Annotated in this window: 15 protein-coding genes; 8 read left to right on the top strand and 7 right to left on the bottom strand. The window is 61.8% G+C overall.

From position 1 onward, the window contains the following. Nucleotides 1–15: 15 nt before the first annotated feature. A complete protein-coding gene (locus ACPYOP_RS25650; protein ID WP_481413110.1) occupies nucleotides 16–1,797 on the bottom strand; it encodes a PAS domain S-box protein in 1,782 nt (593 codons plus the stop codon). Nucleotides 1,798–1,978: 181 nt separating this feature from the next. Beyond that, complete coding sequence (locus tag ACPYOP_RS25645) at nucleotides 1,979–2,863, bottom strand: LysR substrate-binding domain-containing protein (RefSeq protein WP_481413083.1); 885 nt, start codon at nucleotides 2,861–2,863, stop codon at nucleotides 1,979–1,981. A 238-nt stretch (nucleotides 2,864–3,101) separates the two neighbouring features. Here ACPYOP_RS25645 and ACPYOP_RS25640 point away from each other — a divergent pair, with 238 nt between their 5' ends. After that, on the top strand, nucleotides 3,102–4,421 hold the full coding sequence (locus tag ACPYOP_RS25640; protein ID WP_481413109.1) for an MFS transporter: 1,320 nt from the start codon (nucleotides 3,102–3,104) through the stop codon (nucleotides 4,419–4,421). Between the two features lie 62 nt (nucleotides 4,422–4,483). Here the strand turns inward: ACPYOP_RS25640 and ACPYOP_RS25635 are convergent, their stop codons facing one another. Beyond that, nucleotides 4,484–5,533: an ornithine cyclodeaminase gene (locus ACPYOP_RS25635; RefSeq protein ID WP_481413082.1), complete on the bottom strand. Its 1,050-nt coding sequence runs from the start codon at nucleotides 5,531–5,533 to the stop codon at nucleotides 4,484–4,486. A 141-nt stretch (nucleotides 5,534–5,674) separates the two neighbouring features. On the opposite strand from ACPYOP_RS25635, the gene ACPYOP_RS25630 reads away from it, so the two are divergent. Beyond that, the gene (locus tag ACPYOP_RS25630; RefSeq protein ID WP_149635275.1) at nucleotides 5,675–6,112 is read left to right on the top strand and encodes an Lrp/AsnC family transcriptional regulator; all 438 of its coding nucleotides are present in this window, start codon (nucleotides 5,675–5,677) and stop codon (nucleotides 6,110–6,112) included. Nucleotides 6,113–6,169: 57 nt separating this feature from the next. Here the strand turns inward: ACPYOP_RS25630 and hutC are convergent, their stop codons facing one another. After that, the gene (gene hutC, locus ACPYOP_RS25625; protein ID WP_481413081.1) at nucleotides 6,170–6,925 is read right to left on the bottom strand and encodes a histidine utilization repressor; all 756 of its coding nucleotides are present in this window, start codon (nucleotides 6,923–6,925) and stop codon (nucleotides 6,170–6,172) included. Nucleotides 6,926–7,119: 194 nt separating this feature from the next. Here hutC and ACPYOP_RS25620 point away from each other — a divergent pair, with 194 nt between their 5' ends. The 6 genes from ACPYOP_RS25620 to solA all read left to right on the top strand — a co-directional run bounded on the left by ACPYOP_RS25620 (nucleotide 7,120) and on the right by solA (nucleotide 12,951). Further along, nucleotides 7,120–7,959, top strand: a complete 840-nt coding sequence (locus ACPYOP_RS25620; RefSeq protein WP_481413080.1) for a transporter substrate-binding domain-containing protein — start codon at nucleotides 7,120–7,122, stop codon at nucleotides 7,957–7,959. A gap of 101 nt (nucleotides 7,960–8,060) precedes the next feature. Next, on the top strand, nucleotides 8,061–8,786 hold the full coding sequence (locus ACPYOP_RS25615) for an ABC transporter permease (protein WP_481413079.1): 726 nt from the start codon (nucleotides 8,061–8,063) through the stop codon (nucleotides 8,784–8,786). 9 nt (nucleotides 8,787–8,795) lie between these two features. Beyond that, nucleotides 8,796–9,500, top strand: a complete 705-nt coding sequence (locus ACPYOP_RS25610; RefSeq protein ID WP_481413078.1) for an ABC transporter permease — start codon at nucleotides 8,796–8,798, stop codon at nucleotides 9,498–9,500. A 22-nt stretch (nucleotides 9,501–9,522) separates the two neighbouring features. Beyond that, nucleotides 9,523–10,299, top strand: a complete 777-nt coding sequence (locus ACPYOP_RS25605; protein WP_481413077.1) for an ABC transporter ATP-binding protein — start codon at nucleotides 9,523–9,525, stop codon at nucleotides 10,297–10,299. Further along, nucleotides 10,296–11,801 carry an HAL/PAL/TAL family ammonia-lyase gene (locus ACPYOP_RS25600; RefSeq protein ID WP_481413076.1) on the top strand — a complete coding sequence of 502 codons (1,506 nt, stop codon included), beginning with the start codon at nucleotides 10,296–10,298 and terminating at the stop codon, nucleotides 11,799–11,801. The genes ACPYOP_RS25605 and ACPYOP_RS25600 overlap by 4 nt, the downstream gene beginning before the upstream one ends. A 1-nt stretch (nucleotide 11,802) precedes the next feature. After that, a complete protein-coding gene (gene solA, locus ACPYOP_RS25595; RefSeq protein ID WP_481413075.1) occupies nucleotides 11,803–12,951 on the top strand; it encodes an N-methyl-L-tryptophan oxidase in 1,149 nt (382 codons plus the stop codon). A 19-nt stretch (nucleotides 12,952–12,970) separates the two neighbouring features. Here solA and ACPYOP_RS25590 read toward each other — a convergent pair whose 3' ends face one another. The 3 genes from ACPYOP_RS25590 to ACPYOP_RS25580 all read right to left on the bottom strand — a co-directional run bounded on the left by ACPYOP_RS25590 (nucleotide 12,971) and on the right by ACPYOP_RS25580 (nucleotide 16,186). Then, nucleotides 12,971–13,465 carry a cytochrome b gene (locus tag ACPYOP_RS25590; protein ID WP_481413074.1) on the bottom strand — a complete coding sequence of 165 codons (495 nt, stop codon included), beginning with the start codon at nucleotides 13,463–13,465 and terminating at the stop codon, nucleotides 12,971–12,973. Between the two features lie 141 nt (nucleotides 13,466–13,606). Then, entirely contained in the window at nucleotides 13,607–14,365 is a 759-nt protein-coding gene (locus ACPYOP_RS25585; protein WP_481413073.1) for an alpha/beta fold hydrolase, read from the bottom strand. A gap of 48 nt (nucleotides 14,366–14,413) precedes the next feature. After that, the gene (locus ACPYOP_RS25580; protein WP_481413072.1) at nucleotides 14,414–16,186 is read right to left on the bottom strand and encodes a cytochrome c biogenesis protein DipZ; all 1,773 of its coding nucleotides are present in this window, start codon (nucleotides 16,184–16,186) and stop codon (nucleotides 14,414–14,416) included. Nucleotides 16,187–16,459 lie beyond the last annotated feature (273 nt).

Genomic DNA, 16,459 nt, shown 5'->3' with positions numbered 1-16,459 from the left:
TCAGGCAGTTCTTTCTCAGGACTGATCCCAGCCGATGCCTGTCGCGGCATGTACCTCGCAGATCACGCCGCTCGGCTCGTAGCTGATATTGACCTGACCGTTCAGCTCGGCCGCCAGCAGGCTTTCGATCAACCGGGAGCCAAACCCCTTGCGCGTGGGTGGTTTGACCGTCGGTCCTCCCGCTTCTTGCCAGCGCAGGCTCAGCCGATCGGTCCTGCCGGGTTCCAGAGACCAGCGGATGGCCACCCGGCCATCAGGCACCGACAGCGCGCCGTATTTGGCGGCATTCGTCGCAAGCTCGTGGATCGCAAGCGATATGGAGACAATGGTTCGCGGCGCCAGTTTGATCGCCGGACCGGAAATTTCGAACCTCTCCTTGGGATAGAGCGACAGTGCCTGGCCTATGACTGCCACGAGGTCCGCTTCCTCCCATTTGCCGTGGATCAGCAGGTCATGCGCGCGCGCCATCGAAGCCAGCCGCGCCTCGAATGTCTCGACGGCCGCCTTGTCGACTTCGTCGCGCCCCAATGTCTGGCGTGATATGGCCATGACGGTTGCAAGCACGTTCTTGACGCGATGATTGAGTTCGCCGACCAGCACCGTCTGCAGGCGCTCAGCTTCCTTCTTCGCACTGATGTCGTGGGCGGTCTTCGAGGCCCCCACGATCCTACCATAGGCGTCATAGATCGGGGAGACGCTGAGCAGGACGTCGACAAGTTCGCCGTTCTTGCAGCGCCGCTTGGTTTCATAGGGCTCGACCTTCTGACCAGCATGGATCTGGGCGAGGATCGTCGGTTCCTCCTCGCTTCGGTCGTCCGGGAGGAGCATCGTGACCGACTCGCCGACCGCCTCTTCGGCGGAGTGGCCGTAAAGCCTTTCCGCACCGGTATTCCAGCTTGTGATCACCATGTTGAGATCGATGCTGAGGATCGCGTCGTCCGAAGAGGCGATGATGGCCGCCAGTCGCCGCTCCACCTGCTGTACCCGTTTGCGTTCGGTGATATCGGTGATGACGCCGGCGATCCGCTGGATGCGTCCCGAACCGTCCCGCAGGCCGGAAACGGAGTTTGCAACCCATATGAGGCTGCCATCCTTGCGGACGTAGCGCTTTTCGATCTCGAAGTTTTCGCCGGTCGCCATCATCTTCTCCAACAGGCGTGTGTTCTCGTGCAGATCGTCCGGATAGGTGATGTCGTCCATCCGCATGCCGAGAAGCTCGGTCTCGGAATAGCCGACGATCTCGCAGAAGCGCCCATTCACCTGAACGAAGCGGCCGTCGAGCTCGCATTGGGCCATTCCCGTCGCGGATTGGGAAATGACGGCACGGATTCGTTCCTCGCTTTCCCGCAATATCTGTTCGGAGCGAACGCGTTCCGTCGTCTCGTTGACGATGCAGAAAACGCCCAGCACCTTGCCGTTCGCATCGCGAACGGGCGAATAGGAAATGTCGAAATAGACCGTTTCGGGATAGCCGTGGCGCTCGATGTAGAACGGCCGGTCCTTGGCGACGACCGTATTGCCTTCCTGCAGGACGGAGCGCAGAAGCGGCTCCAGATCGTTCCAAAGTTCTGCCCAGTTTTCCCGCGCGGGACGTCCCAGGGCCTGCGGATGCTTGTCGCCTATCGTGGCGGCATAGGCGTCATTGTAGAGGGCGACGAAGTCCTCGCCCCAGAACATGACGATCTCGGCCCGTGCCGCCAGCATGATATCGACCGCGACTGTGAGGCAAGAGGGCCATGCCGATGGAGGACCGAGACTGGTCGCTCCCCAATCCAGGTCAGAGATAAGCGCTGCCATTTCACCGGTGTGACTTGCCACGATGTTCAGGACGGATCCCCTCTCGAACGACGGCTGGGTTTGCAAGGCTTGTCCCGTTTGCTCATGTTCGCAAGAATTCATAGCACATTCCCGATTGCGACGCGCAGAGAGAAAATTCCGCTGATTTCAACGTCTTTCAAACCGGTCCCGATCGGTGCCGTCAGGTGTCCGGCCTTGCATGCATTTCGGCCGTCAGCCACCGCTCGAGCGCCAATGCGTCCGGCCTGCCTGCAATATGCGGGGCGATCCAGAGCACCATGCGCCTGGGTCCAGGCAGAAAACCGAACGGTGCCACCAGCCGCCCCGAGGCGAGCTGATCGAGCACCAGCATCTGCGGAACAACAGCAATGCCGAGGCCGCAGGCGGCGGCCTGGATCAGCAGGTAGAAATGGTCGAATGCGGACTGGGACGTGAGCGGCAGATCCCTCTCGCCGGCGATCGCCTGCCAGTCGCTCCAGGCCTGCGGGCGCGTGCGTGTAGAGAGGAGTGCCGCATTCTCCATGTCGCCTGGGCTAAGAATGCCCAAGCGGCTCAGATATTCCGGCGAGCAGACGGGGCCGATCGCCTCGCCGCCAAGCTCGCGGATGATCGCATCCTTCGGCGGTTCGATGACGCTCGAGCGGATCGCGAGGCTGATCTTGTCCCGGACGAAATCGACCTGATCGTAGTTCATGTTGAATTGCAGGGCGATGTGCGGATGGCGCTCGTGGAATTGGCCGATGCGGGGGATGATCCATCCCATCATGATGGATGAGGAGCAGGAAAGCGTCAGCGGGCCGGGACGAACACGCTCGACACTCGCCTGCATTAGGCCGAAGGCGCTCGCCAGCCCCTCGGCCAGCCGCAGCCCCTCGGGCGTCGGCTCGGTGGAGTGCGCCCGGCGGTTGACGAGAATGACGCCCAATGTCTGTTCGAGACCGCGAACGTGCCGGCTGATCGCGCCATGCGTGACGCAAAGCTCGTCGGCGGCAAGCGTCATCGACCTGTGCCGCGCGGTCGCTTCGAAAGCCTTCAAGGCATTCAACGATGGAAGAGGGCCGCTCATTTTCCAGTCCTGCGATAATATGATGTGATTTTTCCTCACATGACGGGGAGATTAAATCGTTTGCTTGCGGCTTGTCCATACCGCTAGAGATCAGGGTCATTCGAGGGCGCATGCGGCCGAAGGCAGGGATTGGAAGGGAAGTCGGAGTTTCCGTTCTGTCAGCGACGCAAGCGGAGCGCTGCGTCGCGAGGGTTTCAGAACTGGGGGAGGATTTCTATTGCAGCCTGCTAATCGGGAAATGTCACAGGTCGAGCGTTCGGCCATCGCCAAGGTGTCGAAGCGGCTGGTGCCGTTCATCGCCTTGATGTTCTTCATCAACTTCCTTGACCGTACCGCGATCTCCTTTGCGGGGCCGAATGGCATGACGACCGATCTGGCGCTGACGGCGGCGCAGTTCGGCTTCGCGGCGGGCATCTTCTTCTTCGGCTATATCGTGCTGGAGATTCCGAGCAATCTGGCGCTTCACAAATATGGCGCCCGTCGCTGGCTCGCTCGCATCATGGTGAGCTGGGGCATCGTGGCGCTGCTGTTCACCTGGGTATCGAGCGCGACGGAACTCTACGTGCTGCGTTTCCTCCTCGGGGTTGCCGAAGCCGGCTTCTTTCCGGGCGCGATCCTGTTTTTGAGCATGTGGGTGCCCGCCAAGCATCGCAACAAGATCCTGGCATTGTTCTATCTCGCCCAGCCGCTGACAACGGTCATCGGTGCACCCTTTGCGGCGATGCTCATACAGATGCACGGCCTCTTCGGCTTGGAAGGCTGGCGCGTCATGTTCTTCGGCGTTGCCGTCCCCGCCATCGTCATCGGCATCGTTGCATGGTTCTATCTGGCGGATCGACCTGATGATGCCAAGTGGCTGACGCAGACGGAGAAGGATTGGCTGAACCGGGAACTTGCCCGTGAGGAGAAGGCAAAGACGGCCGCTCATGGCAAGATGACCGGCCTGGCCTTGACGGATGGCCGTGTGTGGCTGCTGTCGGTGATCTATTTCGGCCTGATCTACGGCCTCTATGCGCTGGCCTTCTTCCTGCCGACCATCATTGCCGGTTTCGAAACGAAATTCGGTACCAAGTTCGACGTTTTCGACAAGGGCTTGATCACGGCCGTTCCCTATCTGCCGGCAGCCGTTGCCCTGTTCTTCTGGAGCCGCGATGCATCCAGGCGCGGCGTGCGGCCGTGGCATATCGGCATTCCGGCCCTGATCGGCGCTCTCAGCATTCCGGCTGCGCTCTATATGGGCTCGCCCGAAGCAACGATCGTCATGATCACGCTGACGGCGTGCGCGATTTTTTCCGCCCTGCCGAACTTCTGGGCCATTCCATCCCGCTTCCTGACGGGACCGGCGGCTGCGGCCGGCATCGCCCTGATCAACACGATCGGCAATATTGCCGGCTTTGCCGCGCCCTATATCACCGGTGTCGTCAAGGATGCGACCGGCCTTTACCAACTGCCGATGTTCATCGTCGGGGCGCTGATGTTGCTATCGGCGCTGCTCGCCTTCTCGCTGAGCGGCAAGGTAGAGGAACCGAAACTGGTCGCGTCGGGCGGCAGGGGCTGAAAGCATCCGCAATGAATGGATGAATTCGATGGCGGTCGCGAATGCGATCGCCATCGATTTTTTCACCCCGCCCGCTGCAGCATGCCGAACAGGTCGCGCGGGTCGTCCGGGTCGGCAATGATGTCGAGCTTCTGGAAGTAGTCCGTGCCTGCCAGCTTCTCGCGCACATAGCGCAGGGCGGAGAAATCCTCGATCGCGAAGCCGACGCTGTCGAACAGTGTGATCTGCCGCTCGCTGCTGCGGCCCTGTGCCCGGCCGGCGACGACCTGCCAGAGTTCGGTGATCGGATAGTCCGGATCCATCTGCTGGATCTCGCCTTCGATGCGGGTCTGCGGCGGATATTCGACGAAGGTGTCGGCGCGCAGCAGGATGTCGCGGTGAAGCTCGGTCTTGCCGGGGCAGTCGCCGCCGATGGCGTTGATGTGCACGCCGGCGCCGACCATGTTATCGGTCAAAATGGTCGCGAACTGCTTGTCGGCCGTGCAGGTGGTGATGATGTCGGCGCCTTCGATGGCGGCCTGGGCCGAGGTGCATGGCACCAGCCGTAGGCCCGTTCCGGTGAGGTTGCGCACGGTCTTTTCCGTCGCCTTCGGATCGATGTCGTAGAGGCGGACTTCCTCGATGCCGAGAACCGCCTTCATCGCCAGCGCCTGGAATTCCGCCTGCGCGCCATTGCCGATCAGGGCGAGGCGGCGCGAATTGGCCGGTGCCAGATGGCGGGCCGCCATCGCCGAAGTCGCAGCCGTGCGCAGCGCCGTCAGCAGCGTCATTTCGGTCAGCAGCACCGGGTAGCCGGTCGAGACCTCCGCCAGCAGGCCGAAGGCGGTGACGGTCTGCAGTCCCTGAGCCATGTTCTTCGGATGGCCGTTCACATATTTGAAGCTGTAGACCGCTCCGTCGGAGGTCGGCATCAGCTCGATGACGCCGTCATGCGAATGGGAGGCGACGCGGGGCGTCTTGTCGAAAAGGTCCCAGCGACGGAAGTCCGCCTCGATGGCGTCGGTGAGTTCGATCAGCATGGTTTCAATGCCGACATGATGGACGAGCCGCATCATATTCTCGACGCTGACGAAGGGAATGAAGGCTTTTTCCGAAGGGAGCGGTGCGGGCATCGTCATGTCCTCAATGCAAAGATTTCCCATAGGGTAACAAGCGGATCGATTGACTGAAATCGCAAAACTGTGTCAGCTCTGGTATGGCTTTGTGCAAATTGCCTAGTATTTTTGACCGAAAACGCAGAACGGGATTACGCGATGGCGCTCGCCAAATATATTCCGGACGATCTTGATCGACGCATCATAGCGCATTTGCGCGCCGATGGCCGCGCTTCGCTCTCCAAGCTGTCGGATGCCCTGGGCGTGGCGCGCGGGACCGTGCAGAACCGGTTGGACCGGCTGATCGAGACCGGCACGCTTCTCGGTTTCACCGTGCGGGTGCGCGAAGATTATGAGGAGCAGACCGTCCATGCCGTCATGATGATCGAAGTCGTCGGGAAATCGACGACCCAGGTTATCCGCAAGCTGCGTGGTCTGCCCGAGATCTACTCGCTGCACACGACCAACGGAAATTGGGACCTGGTGGCGAATATCCGCGCGACCAGCCTTTCGGACTTCGACCGGGTATTGCGCGAAGTGCGGATGATCGATGGCGTTGCCAACAGCGAAACCAGCCTGCTGCTCAGCAGTCTTTGAAGATGGCCGATGTCGTCGAGGCCGCGCTATGCGGAGGAGGCATCCTCCATATACAACCTAGCGATCCGAAGACCTGCTGCTTTGGCTTTCCAGCCGGTAGCGATTTCCCGGATAAACCAGCCGCGCCGTGGAAACGACGCCGCGCGTCGACCATGTGCGCCGGCGGATCGTCAGGCAGGGCTCGGTTTTCAGGATGGTCAGGAGCTTGCATTCCCAGGCTTGCGGCATGACCGCTTCGACCACATGTTCCGAGCCGCTCAAGGGCGCGACCGCGGAAAGATAGGCGTTTGGCGTCATGCCGCTGAAGTCCTGCTGCAGGTAGTCGGGGGCCGCCTCCGGATGGACATGCCGGTCCTCGATCTGGACCGGCACCCCGTTTTCGCTATGCACGATCAGAGAGTGAAAGACCGGCGAGCCGATGTCGAGTTCCAGCGCATCGGCAACGTCGGGCGAGGCGGTTTCCCGGGCCAACACGATCACCGTTGCCTGGTGGGAATGGCCGCGTTCGGCGATCTCGTCGGCGATGTTGCGCACCTCGAACAGGGCGGATGCGCCTTTGCGTTCGGCGACGAAGGAGCCAACGCCTTGGATGCGCACCAGCTCACCCTCGTTGGCGAGTTCGCGCAGCGCCCGATTGGCCGTCATCTTGCTGACGCCGAGTTCGGTAACGAGTTCGTTCTCGGAGGGGACGCGATATTTGGGTGGCCACTCGCCGCTGTGGATGCGATCGAGTATCATCTGCTTGACGCCGGCATAGAGAGGCGCGGCGTCGTTTTCCGCCAGTTCGCGTTTCATCTCGCCGGAGCGCTTCATTGCCTATTCCCTTTGCACCGAGTGAATCTGCCTCGAAAACAACTTTCCCACTTGCATATCATAAATTATCTCATATGGTACCCTATACAACCTCGCAATCAATCCTAAAATTTAATTGGGAAAGCGGGCAAGCCGGCGAAGATCGGTAGGAAGTGCTGAAAGGCCTGTTTTCAACCTCAGAGGAGCTCTACACGATGAAATTCAGTGCAATTCTCTTGTCAGGCGTCGTGGCCGCCGCCGCGTTCGCGGTCCCTGCTGCCGCCAAGGACTGGAAGACGGCGACGATCACCCTGGAAGGTGCCTACGCCCCATGGAACATGACCAATGCCGACGGCACGCTTGGCGGCTTCGAGCCGGAACTTGCCAAGGTTCTGTGCGAACGCGCCAAGATCGACTGCAAGCTGGTTGCCTCCGATTGGGACGGCATGATCCCGGCGCTGAACGCCGGCAAGTTCGACGTGATCATGGATGCGCTGTCGATCACCGACGAGCGCAAGCAGGTCATCGGCTTCACCATTCCTTATGCCGCGACGCCCGCCGCCTTTGCGACCGCCAAGGATAGCCCGCTTGCCAATGCCGCCGGCACCGGCGCCACGATCAAGATGACCCCCGGCCAGACCGGCGTCAAGGAAATCGACGTCCTGAAGGAAGCCTTCAAGGGCAAGACCATCGGCATCCAGGCCGCGACCGTCTATGCCAAATTCGTCTATGACAATTTCGGCTCGATCGCCACGATCCGCGAATACAAGACCGGCGCCGACCGCGATCTCGACCTGCAGAACGGCCGTATCGATCTCGGCTTCGATGACGCCGTCTACTTCGCGAACGCCTTTGCCAGCGCCAATGACTCGCTCGCCTTCACCGGCCCGGAAATCGCCGGCTCCATCTGGGGCGAAGGCGAAGGCCTCGGTATCCGCAAGGCCGATACCGATCTGCGCGACAAGTTCAACGAGGCGATCAAGTCGGCGCTTGCCGACGGCACGATCAAGACCCTGTCGATGAAGTGGTTCAAGGTAGACGTCAGCCCGCAATGACGAGTGCGGCCTTCGGGCCGTTATCACCGGTCCCCGGCTTTGCGGCCGGAGACCGTATGATATGCTGACGCCTGAAACTGCCACGGACAGGGATTGGATCTATGGCAACCTTGCAATTGCTGGGCTTCGGCCCGAACGGCTGGGGCGCGCTGCTGCTCGTCGCCGCCTTGATGACGCTCGCCGTCACGGCGACAGCCCTGGCCATTGGAGCCGTGCTGGGCGCGATCGTCGCTTTCGCCAAGCTCTCCGGAAGTCTCGCGCTGAAGACGCTCGGTAACATCTATACCACTGTCTTTCGTGGCGTTCCGGAACTCCTGATCATCTACCTGATCTATTTCGGCGGCTCGTCGGCGATGACCTCGATCGGCAAATGGCTTGGCTATGAAGGCTTTCTCGGCCTGCCGTCCTTTGCCGCGGGCGCGCTTGCCGTCGGCATCATTTCCGGCGCCTATCAGGCGGAAGTTTTCCGTGGCGCCTATCTTGCCATCTCCAAGGGGGAGCTTGAGGCGGCGTCAGCGATCGGCATGCATCGCGGCCTGCGCCTGCGGCGCATCATCATACCGCAGGTTCTGCGCTTCGCCATTCCTGGCCTCGGCAATGTCTGGCAGCTCAGCCTGAAGGATTCCGCGCTGATCTCGGTGACCGGCCTTGCCGAGTTGATGCGCACCAGCCAGGTGGCTGCCGGCTCAACCCGCCAGTATTTCCTCTTCTTCATCGCTGGCGGCCTGCTTTACCTGATCCTGACCAGCCTGTCGGATCGCATCTTCAACAGGGCGGAACGACGCGCCAATCGCAGCATGCCTGCTGCGACGATCGGCCAGGCTTGAGGGGGAGACATGGATATCGATTTTCTTTCGAGCACGACGGTCACCCTGCTGAAGGCAGTGCCGATGACGCTGCTGCTGTTCTCGCTGTCGATCCTCTGCGGCGGCCTCCTCGCTCTCGTCATCGTCGCCATGCGCGTCAGCGGCAATCCGATCCTGTCGGGTTTCGCCAAGGGCTATATTTTCGTATTTCGCGGCTCGCCGCTGCTGATCCAGATGTTCCTGATCTTCTATGGATTGGCGCAATTCTCCATCATTCGCTATTCGTTCCTCTGGCCGTTCCTGCGCGAACCTGTCGTTTGCGCCATCCTGTCGCTGGCGCTCTGCACCGCCGGCTATTCGGCCGAGATCTTCCGTGGCGGCATCCGTGCCGTTTCGCCGAAGGAAATCGAGGCGGCGCGTTCGATCGGCATGTCCGGCTTGCTGCTCGTTCGCCGCATCATCGCGCCGATCGCCTTTAGGCACGCGCTGCCGGCCTATTCGACCGAGATCGTGCTGATGATGAAGTCGACGGCGCTTGCGAGCCTGGTCACGGTCTGGGAAGTCACGGGCGTTGCCCAGCGGCTGATCTCGCAGACCTATCGCACGATGGAAGTCTTCATCTGCGCCGCGATCATCTACCTCGTGCTGAATTTCGTCATTCTGCAGGCCATGGCCCTGCTGGAATATTCCTTGTCCCGCCATCGCCGCGCCATTCCGCCGGCGCTGAAGGCGTAAAGCTTACTGGAGCAGGCAAATCATGCCAGGTGTCACTCGACTATCCGTCCGCAACATCCGCAAGAGCTTCGGTACACATGAGGTCTTGCGCGGCATATCGCTCGATGCCCAGGATGGCGATGTGATTTCGCTGCTCGGTGCTTCCGGCTCGGGCAAATCGACCTTCCTTCGCTGTATCAACCTCCTCGAGATCGCCACGGATGGAGAGATCTGGGTGGATGGCGAGCAGATCCGCATGATCCACAAGAATGGCAAAAGCTATCCGGCGAGCCACAAGCAGGTCGATCATATCCGTTCCGAACTCGGCATGGTGTTCCAGAGCTTCAATCTCTGGTCCCACATGACGATCCTGCAGAATATCATCGAGGGGCCGGTCCATGTGTTGAAGCGCTCGCGCGCCGAGTGCATCGCCGAGGCCGAAATCCTTTTGGAGAAAGTCGGCATTGCCGACAAGCGTCATGCCTATCCCGCCCATCTCTCCGGCGGCCAGCAGCAGCGTGCGGCGATTGCCCGCGCGCTTGCCATGAAGCCGAAGCTGATGCTGTTCGATGAGCCGACCTCGGCGCTCGATCCCGAACTCGTCGGCGAAGTGCTGCGCGTCATGCGCTCGCTTGCCGAAGAGGGCACGACGATGCTTGTTGTCACCCACGAGATGAGCTTCGCCCGCAACGTCTCCAACCGCGTCGTCTTCATGAAGGAAGGGTTGGTCGAAAGCAGCGGCACACCGGACGAGATGTTCGGCGGCGGCGCATCGCCGGCCTTCCGCCAGTTCATCGGTCATTTCGGAACCGGGCAATGACCATCACCATCGACAGGCCGATTTCCTGGCGTGAGGTCGCGCGCGTCGGTGCCGGAGAACCGCTCTCCCTCTCCGAGGCGGCGTGGGACCGCGTTGCCGAGGCAAGCCGTATCGTCGAGCGGATCGTCGAAACGGGCGTGCGCGCCTACGGCATCAATACCGGTGTCGGCGCCCTGTCCGATACGGTGGTTGACCGCGATTCCCAGAGCCGGCTGTCACGCAACATCATCTTGAGCCATGCCTGCGGCGTCGGCCCGCTTCTGCCGGCGCGCGAGGTGCGCTCCATCATCGCGGCGCAGATCGCCAATTTCGCCCACGGCCATTCCGGCGTACGCCCCGAAATCATCCGGTATCTGACTGCGTTTCTCGAACGTGACTGCATTCCGGAAGTCCCGTCCAAAGGGTCAGCCGGTTATCTCACGCACAATGCCCACACCGCCCTCGTCCTGATCGGCGAGGGCAGGGCGGTCGTGAAGGGCAAGTCCATGCCGGGTGCCGAGGCGCTTGCGGCGATCGGCTTGAGCCCATTGGTGCTCGGCGCCAAGGAAGGCTTGAGCCTCGTCAACGGTACGGCCTGCGCCACCGGATTGTCGGCGCTTGCCGTCGCCCGCGCCGAACGCCTGCTCGATTGGGCCGACGCCATTGCGGCCCTGACGCTGGAAGCCGTGGGCTGCCAGATTGCCGCTTTCGACGAGAAGGTGCTGGCGCTCCGCCCGTCGACCGGTATCGCTAAGGTCGGGCGCCGATTGCGCAGCCGCCTGCAGGGCAGCGGCCTTGTCGCTGCGGCCCTTGGCCGTCGGACGCAGGATGCGTTGAGCCTGAGGTCGGTCCCGCACGCCCATGGCGCGGCCTGGGATGTCTTCGAACAGACGGCTCGCATCGTCGATCAGGAGCTAGCCTCGGTGACGGATAACCCGGCCGTCTCGGGTACCCCTGAACACCCGATCGTCTCCTCCGAAGCCCATGCAGTAGCGCCGGCCCTTGGTCAGGCGGCCGATAGTTTGGCGATCGCCATCGCCCAAGTATCAGCCATGAGCGAGCGGCGGACGGATCGCCTGGTCAATCCGCTGGTCAGCGGCTTGCCGCCGTTCCTGGCGACCGACGCCGGCAGCCATTCCGGCCTCATGATCGCGCAATACACTGCTGCGGCGCTGAGCAACGACAACCGGCGCCTAGCCGCTCCCGCATCGCTCGATGGCGGCCTGACCTCGGGCCTTCAGGAGGATTTTCTCGCCCATCCGACAGCGGCTGCCAACAAGCTGCTCGCGATCCTCGACAATGCCGAATATATCCTGGCGATCGAGCTGATGGCGGCGGCGCAGGCCCATGACTTTCTTGTCTCGCAAGGGACGCGAGCGCCGGGAACGGATCGCCTCTACACCGCGGTCCGTTCGCGGGTTCCTCTCTATGGCGACGATCGTCCGCTGAATGTCGACATGGAGAGTTTACGCGACATGATCGCTCAAGTCGCGCCGCCGGCCGAAAGTGAAGCTGGAGCATAATATGTCTGCGGAATTTGACGTTGCTGTCATCGGGCTCGGCGCGATGGGAAGTGCTGCATTGTCCTTCGCCGCCGCTCGCGGCGCAAAGGCGATCGGGATCGAGGTGCATTTCCCCGCTCATGCCCTTAGCTCCTCGCATGGCGACAGCCGGCTGATCCGCCTTGGCTACTTCGAGGACCCCTCCTATGTTCCCTTGCTGAAACGAGCCTATGAAAACTGGCGCTCGCTGGAGGCAAGGCTGCGCGCCGAGATCCTGACGGTCACCGGCGTCCTGCAGATCGGCGCGCCCGACAGCAAGATCGTCAGCGGCACGCGCGCTTCCTGCGACATGCACGGATTGCCGCATGAGATACTCGACCGGGATGCCATGAAGCGACGCTTCCCGGCTTTTACGCTGGAAGAGGGCGAGGTCGGGCTGCTCGATCCGCAGGGCGGCTATATCAGGCCGGAAGCTGCGATCATGGGCTATCTGAGGCTTGCGGCGGAGGACGGTGCGGTCCTGCATTTCGGCGAACGCGTCGTTTCCATCGAGCCCGACGATACGGGCGTAACGGTCGTTTCCTCGACGGGGCAATATCGCGCCCGCAAGGTGATCGTCGCGACCGGCGCATGGATCGCGGAGCTCGTGCCGCAGCTGAGGGCGCATGCGCAGCCGATCCGGCAGGTGGTTGCCTGGTATCAGCCGAAGGACGGCTTTGTTGCCGAACCGCAGCGCATGCCCTGCTTCCTGCGCGACGAAGGCGCCGAAGGTTCCTATTTCGGCTTCCCGGCGATCGGTGTCGATGGCGTGAAAATCGGCCGCCACGCGCATTTCCGTGAGCCGATCGACCCCACGATGCCCAATCCGCCGGTCAATGACACCGATACCGGTCTGCTCGATAGTTTCGCCCGCAAGCGCCTGCCGGAAGCGGCGTCGTTTCGGGTGCGGGCAACGACCTGCCGCTATACCATGCTCCCGAGCGAGGATTTTCTCATCGACACCTTGCCGGGACAGCCTGATATCGTCGTGTCTTCGGCCTGCTCCGGCCATGGCTTCAAATTTGCAAGCGTGGTCGGCGAAATCCTTGCGGATTTGGCGCTCGACGGCGGAAGCGCATTGCCGACCGCCCTGTTTTCCTTTGAGAAGCACTTTGGCGGCTTGCGGGCATAGCCGCCGGTCTCGCCGCAATTTAGCCGATCGTCATTCGCCGCAGCACGTCCGATCTGAAATAGAAGTGCTGGACGAGTGCGCCGAGGATGTGAAGGACGACGACGATCCAGAGCAGGGATTTGATCGGGCCGCCATGGACGAAGGCCGCCGTATCGATCCCCAGATAGTAGGCTGCCATTCCCGATAGCGGCATCGCAAAGATCAGCACGTAGAGCAGGACATGTGTCAGCGTTGCAAGGTAGCGCAGGAAGGCGGGCTGGCCATCCGGCGTGGCGGGGACGTCGGAGGAAAACCTGACCGCAAGGCGTATGATGGCCAACAGCAGGATGGCAATGCCGGCATAGGCGTGGATATTGGCGCTGGCGATGTCGGCTGACGACGGCGCCTGGCCGTTGCGGACCAGACGTCGCCACGCGTTCATCCCGTCAGGAAACAGGAGATTGAAGAGGATGAGCACGGCCATGAGCCAGTGAAGAATGCGTTGCGGAACGGAATAGGCAGATCTGGCAGGCATCGGATCTCCTCGGATTTGAAGCGTTCCAAGGATAGGGCGTGATTCTAACGAGAACCTGAATGCCGACCGAGAGCCCGGACGATCCTTCAAGATCCTCCGATATCGGCGGCGGCCCCGTTCATGAAGCCGCCGCTGGCTTAATTACTTTCCAGCGTCCTTGGCCGCCTTCTCGATTACGGCGGCAACCTTTTCCGGCTGCGAGGCGAAGACGGCGTGGCTTGCCTTGATTTCGGTGACGTCGCTGCCGGCGCGCTTTGCCATGTCGCGCTCGAGCTCGGGATTGATGGAGCGGTCGTTGGTTGCAACGACGGCCCAGCTCTTTTTCGCCCGCCAGGCCGGATCACTGATCTTGGCGGTAAAGGCGGCCTTGGCCGCGAAGACCTGAGATTTCGCCATGAAATCGGCCTCGTCCTTCGGCAGGTCGGCCGCGAAGTCGGCTGCGAAGGCCGCAGGATCGAGATAGAGATATTGGCCGTCCTTGGTTTCGCGGATGTTCATGCCGCCGGCGGGCTTGGAGCTTGCGAGGCTGATCAGGCTTTCGCCCTTGTCCGGCTGGAACGCGGCGACATAGACGAGGCCTGCGACATCCGGTCGATTGCCCGCCTCGGTGATCACCATGCCACCATAGCTGTGGCCGACGAGCAGGCTCGGCCCGGTCTGAAGGTCGAGCACGCGGTTGGTGGCAGCGACATCGTCGGCCAGCGAGGTGATCGGCTCCTGCACCACAGTGACCTTAAAGCCGTCCTTTTCAAGGATTTCGGCGGTCTTGCGCCATCCCGAACCATCTGCAAGGGCGCCGTGGACGATGACGATGTTCTTGATCTCGGCTGCCTGCGCCGCAAAGGCAAACGTGCTTGCGGCAAGCCCGAGAGCGACGATGGAGAGAAAACGGATGCTCATGATGTGACTCCTGTCAGTTGAGGTTCATGCTTGGGTGGGAGGGGAATTTCAGCCGAAGGTGAAGGCGTAGGCCTGGACTCCGGGGTCGAGGAAACGGATCTCGAAGTTGTGCGCGGTGACGTCACCGGATTGACGGACGAGCTGGTAGAGCTTGGTTTCCGTCACGGTGCCATTGCCGTCGGCGTCGATATCGGAGCCGTGGTCGGCGCCGGGCGCCTTTCCGTCCACGGTCACCTGGAAGCGGATCGGTTTTCCGTCGGCCGCCGGCCCGAGGACGAGATGCAGGTCGCGGGCGCTGAAGCGGTAAGTGATGCCGCCGCCTGCCTTGTCGAGGGAGGCCTCTTCCGGGCCGACGGTCCAAGTGCCTTCCAGACCCCATTGGTTGAGGCCGGGATTGGCAATCGAATAGTCGGCCGCCGTATCGGCCTTCAGACCTTCGGGAGAAATGAAGCCCGTTGCCTGCTTGTAGCCGACATAGGTCTCACCCGAGCGGATATGGCTGAGGTCGGGGCTTGCTTCCGCACCCTTTGCTTCCGGAACGACTGGACCGCTTTGGGCCATGTCGCTGCCCGCCTCGCGCAGAAGGTCCTGGATCGCCTGTTCGGTCTGTCGATAGTTGCCTTCGCCGAAGTGCTGGTAGCGGATCTGTCCCTTGGCATCGATCAGGTAAAGGGCAGGCCAGTAGTTGTTCTCGAAGGCGCGCCAGATGCGGTAGTCGTTATCGATCGCGACCGGATAGCCGATCTTGAAGTCGGCGATCGCCTTCTTGACGTTATCGACATTCTTCTCGAAGGCGAATTCGGGAGAATGGACGCCGATGACGACGAGGCCCTGGTCTTTGTATTTTTCCGCCCAGGCACGAACATAGGGAATGGTGCGGATGCAGTTGATGCAGGAATAGGTCCAGAAATCGACGATCACGACCTTGCCGCGAAGCTCGGTTGACGTCAACGGCTGAGAGTTCAGCCAGGTGACGGCGCCGTCGAGCGAAGGGGCGGGGCCTTCGATGGGCAGGTTGCTATGGAAGGGATGCGTCGCGTCGCTGGCAATCTTCATTGCATTGTTGCTGGCAACTTCGGTCCCCGGGCTCGCACTCTTGCTCTGCAGCTTCTCCAGAAGGGCTTGCTCGAAGGAGCCGGTGCTTGCGTAGGAAAGACGGGCAAGCAGGCCGGTGTCGAGACCAAGGGCGATGGCCGCCACGCCGGCGAGGACGGCAGCGCCCGCGAGCTGGCGGATGCGTTCGCTGACGCCGAGCGACTGTTTCATGCGGGCAAAGATCCTGCCGCCGGCAAAGAGTGCAACGGCAAGCGAGGTTGCAGCACCCTCGGCATAGGCAAGCAGCAGGAATGTGGTCTGCAGATTGGCGCCCTTCAACGCGGCGCCCGTCAGGATGAGCCCGAGGATCGGGCCGGCGCAGGGCGCCCAGAGCAGGCCGGTTGCAATGCCGAGTAGGAAGGAGCTTCTGACGCTCGATGTCGCGCGACCGTTGCCCGCCGCGTTCAGGAGATTGTTGCCGAGATCGACGGCGGGCCGGGACAGGGCGCTCGCGATGCGTGGCGAGATCAGGCTCAGGCCGAAGAGGCCGAGCAGGACGATGGCTGCCAGGCGGCCATATTCATTGGCGCGGATCGCCCATGCGCCGCCGACCGCAGCCAGCGTTGCAACAAGCGCAAAGGTGAGCGCCATGCCTGCCAGCATGGGCAGCGTGCTCTTGACGAAGGGCTGACCGGCACGGGCAAAGACGAAGGGGAGAATGGGCAGGATGCACGGACTTAAGATCGTCAGCGCACCGCCGAGATAGGCTATGATAAGAAGCGTCATCGTCTTGTTCCTTTAGAAGCAATCAACCGGCTGCGGACGGCGACGCGCCGCGCCCGGCAGTGACGCCATCTGCCGTTGGCGACGTATCTCGAATGTGTCTGGCCAGATGGGAGAATGTACCGAAACGTCGATGTCTTCGGCTTCGATACAATGCGATACAAATTGCAGGAGGCCGGCGCGATTTTTAACGGCGCTTCAGAGGCTTCCAGACATTGCCCGACAAAGGGGGTGGATTGTATCAGACTGTATCTGCGCCTTCGGAAGCTACATAGT

The organism is Rhizobium sp. KNZ2-6A (genome assembly GCF_056755475.1).
This window is presented reverse-complemented; position numbering and strand designations above follow the sequence as displayed.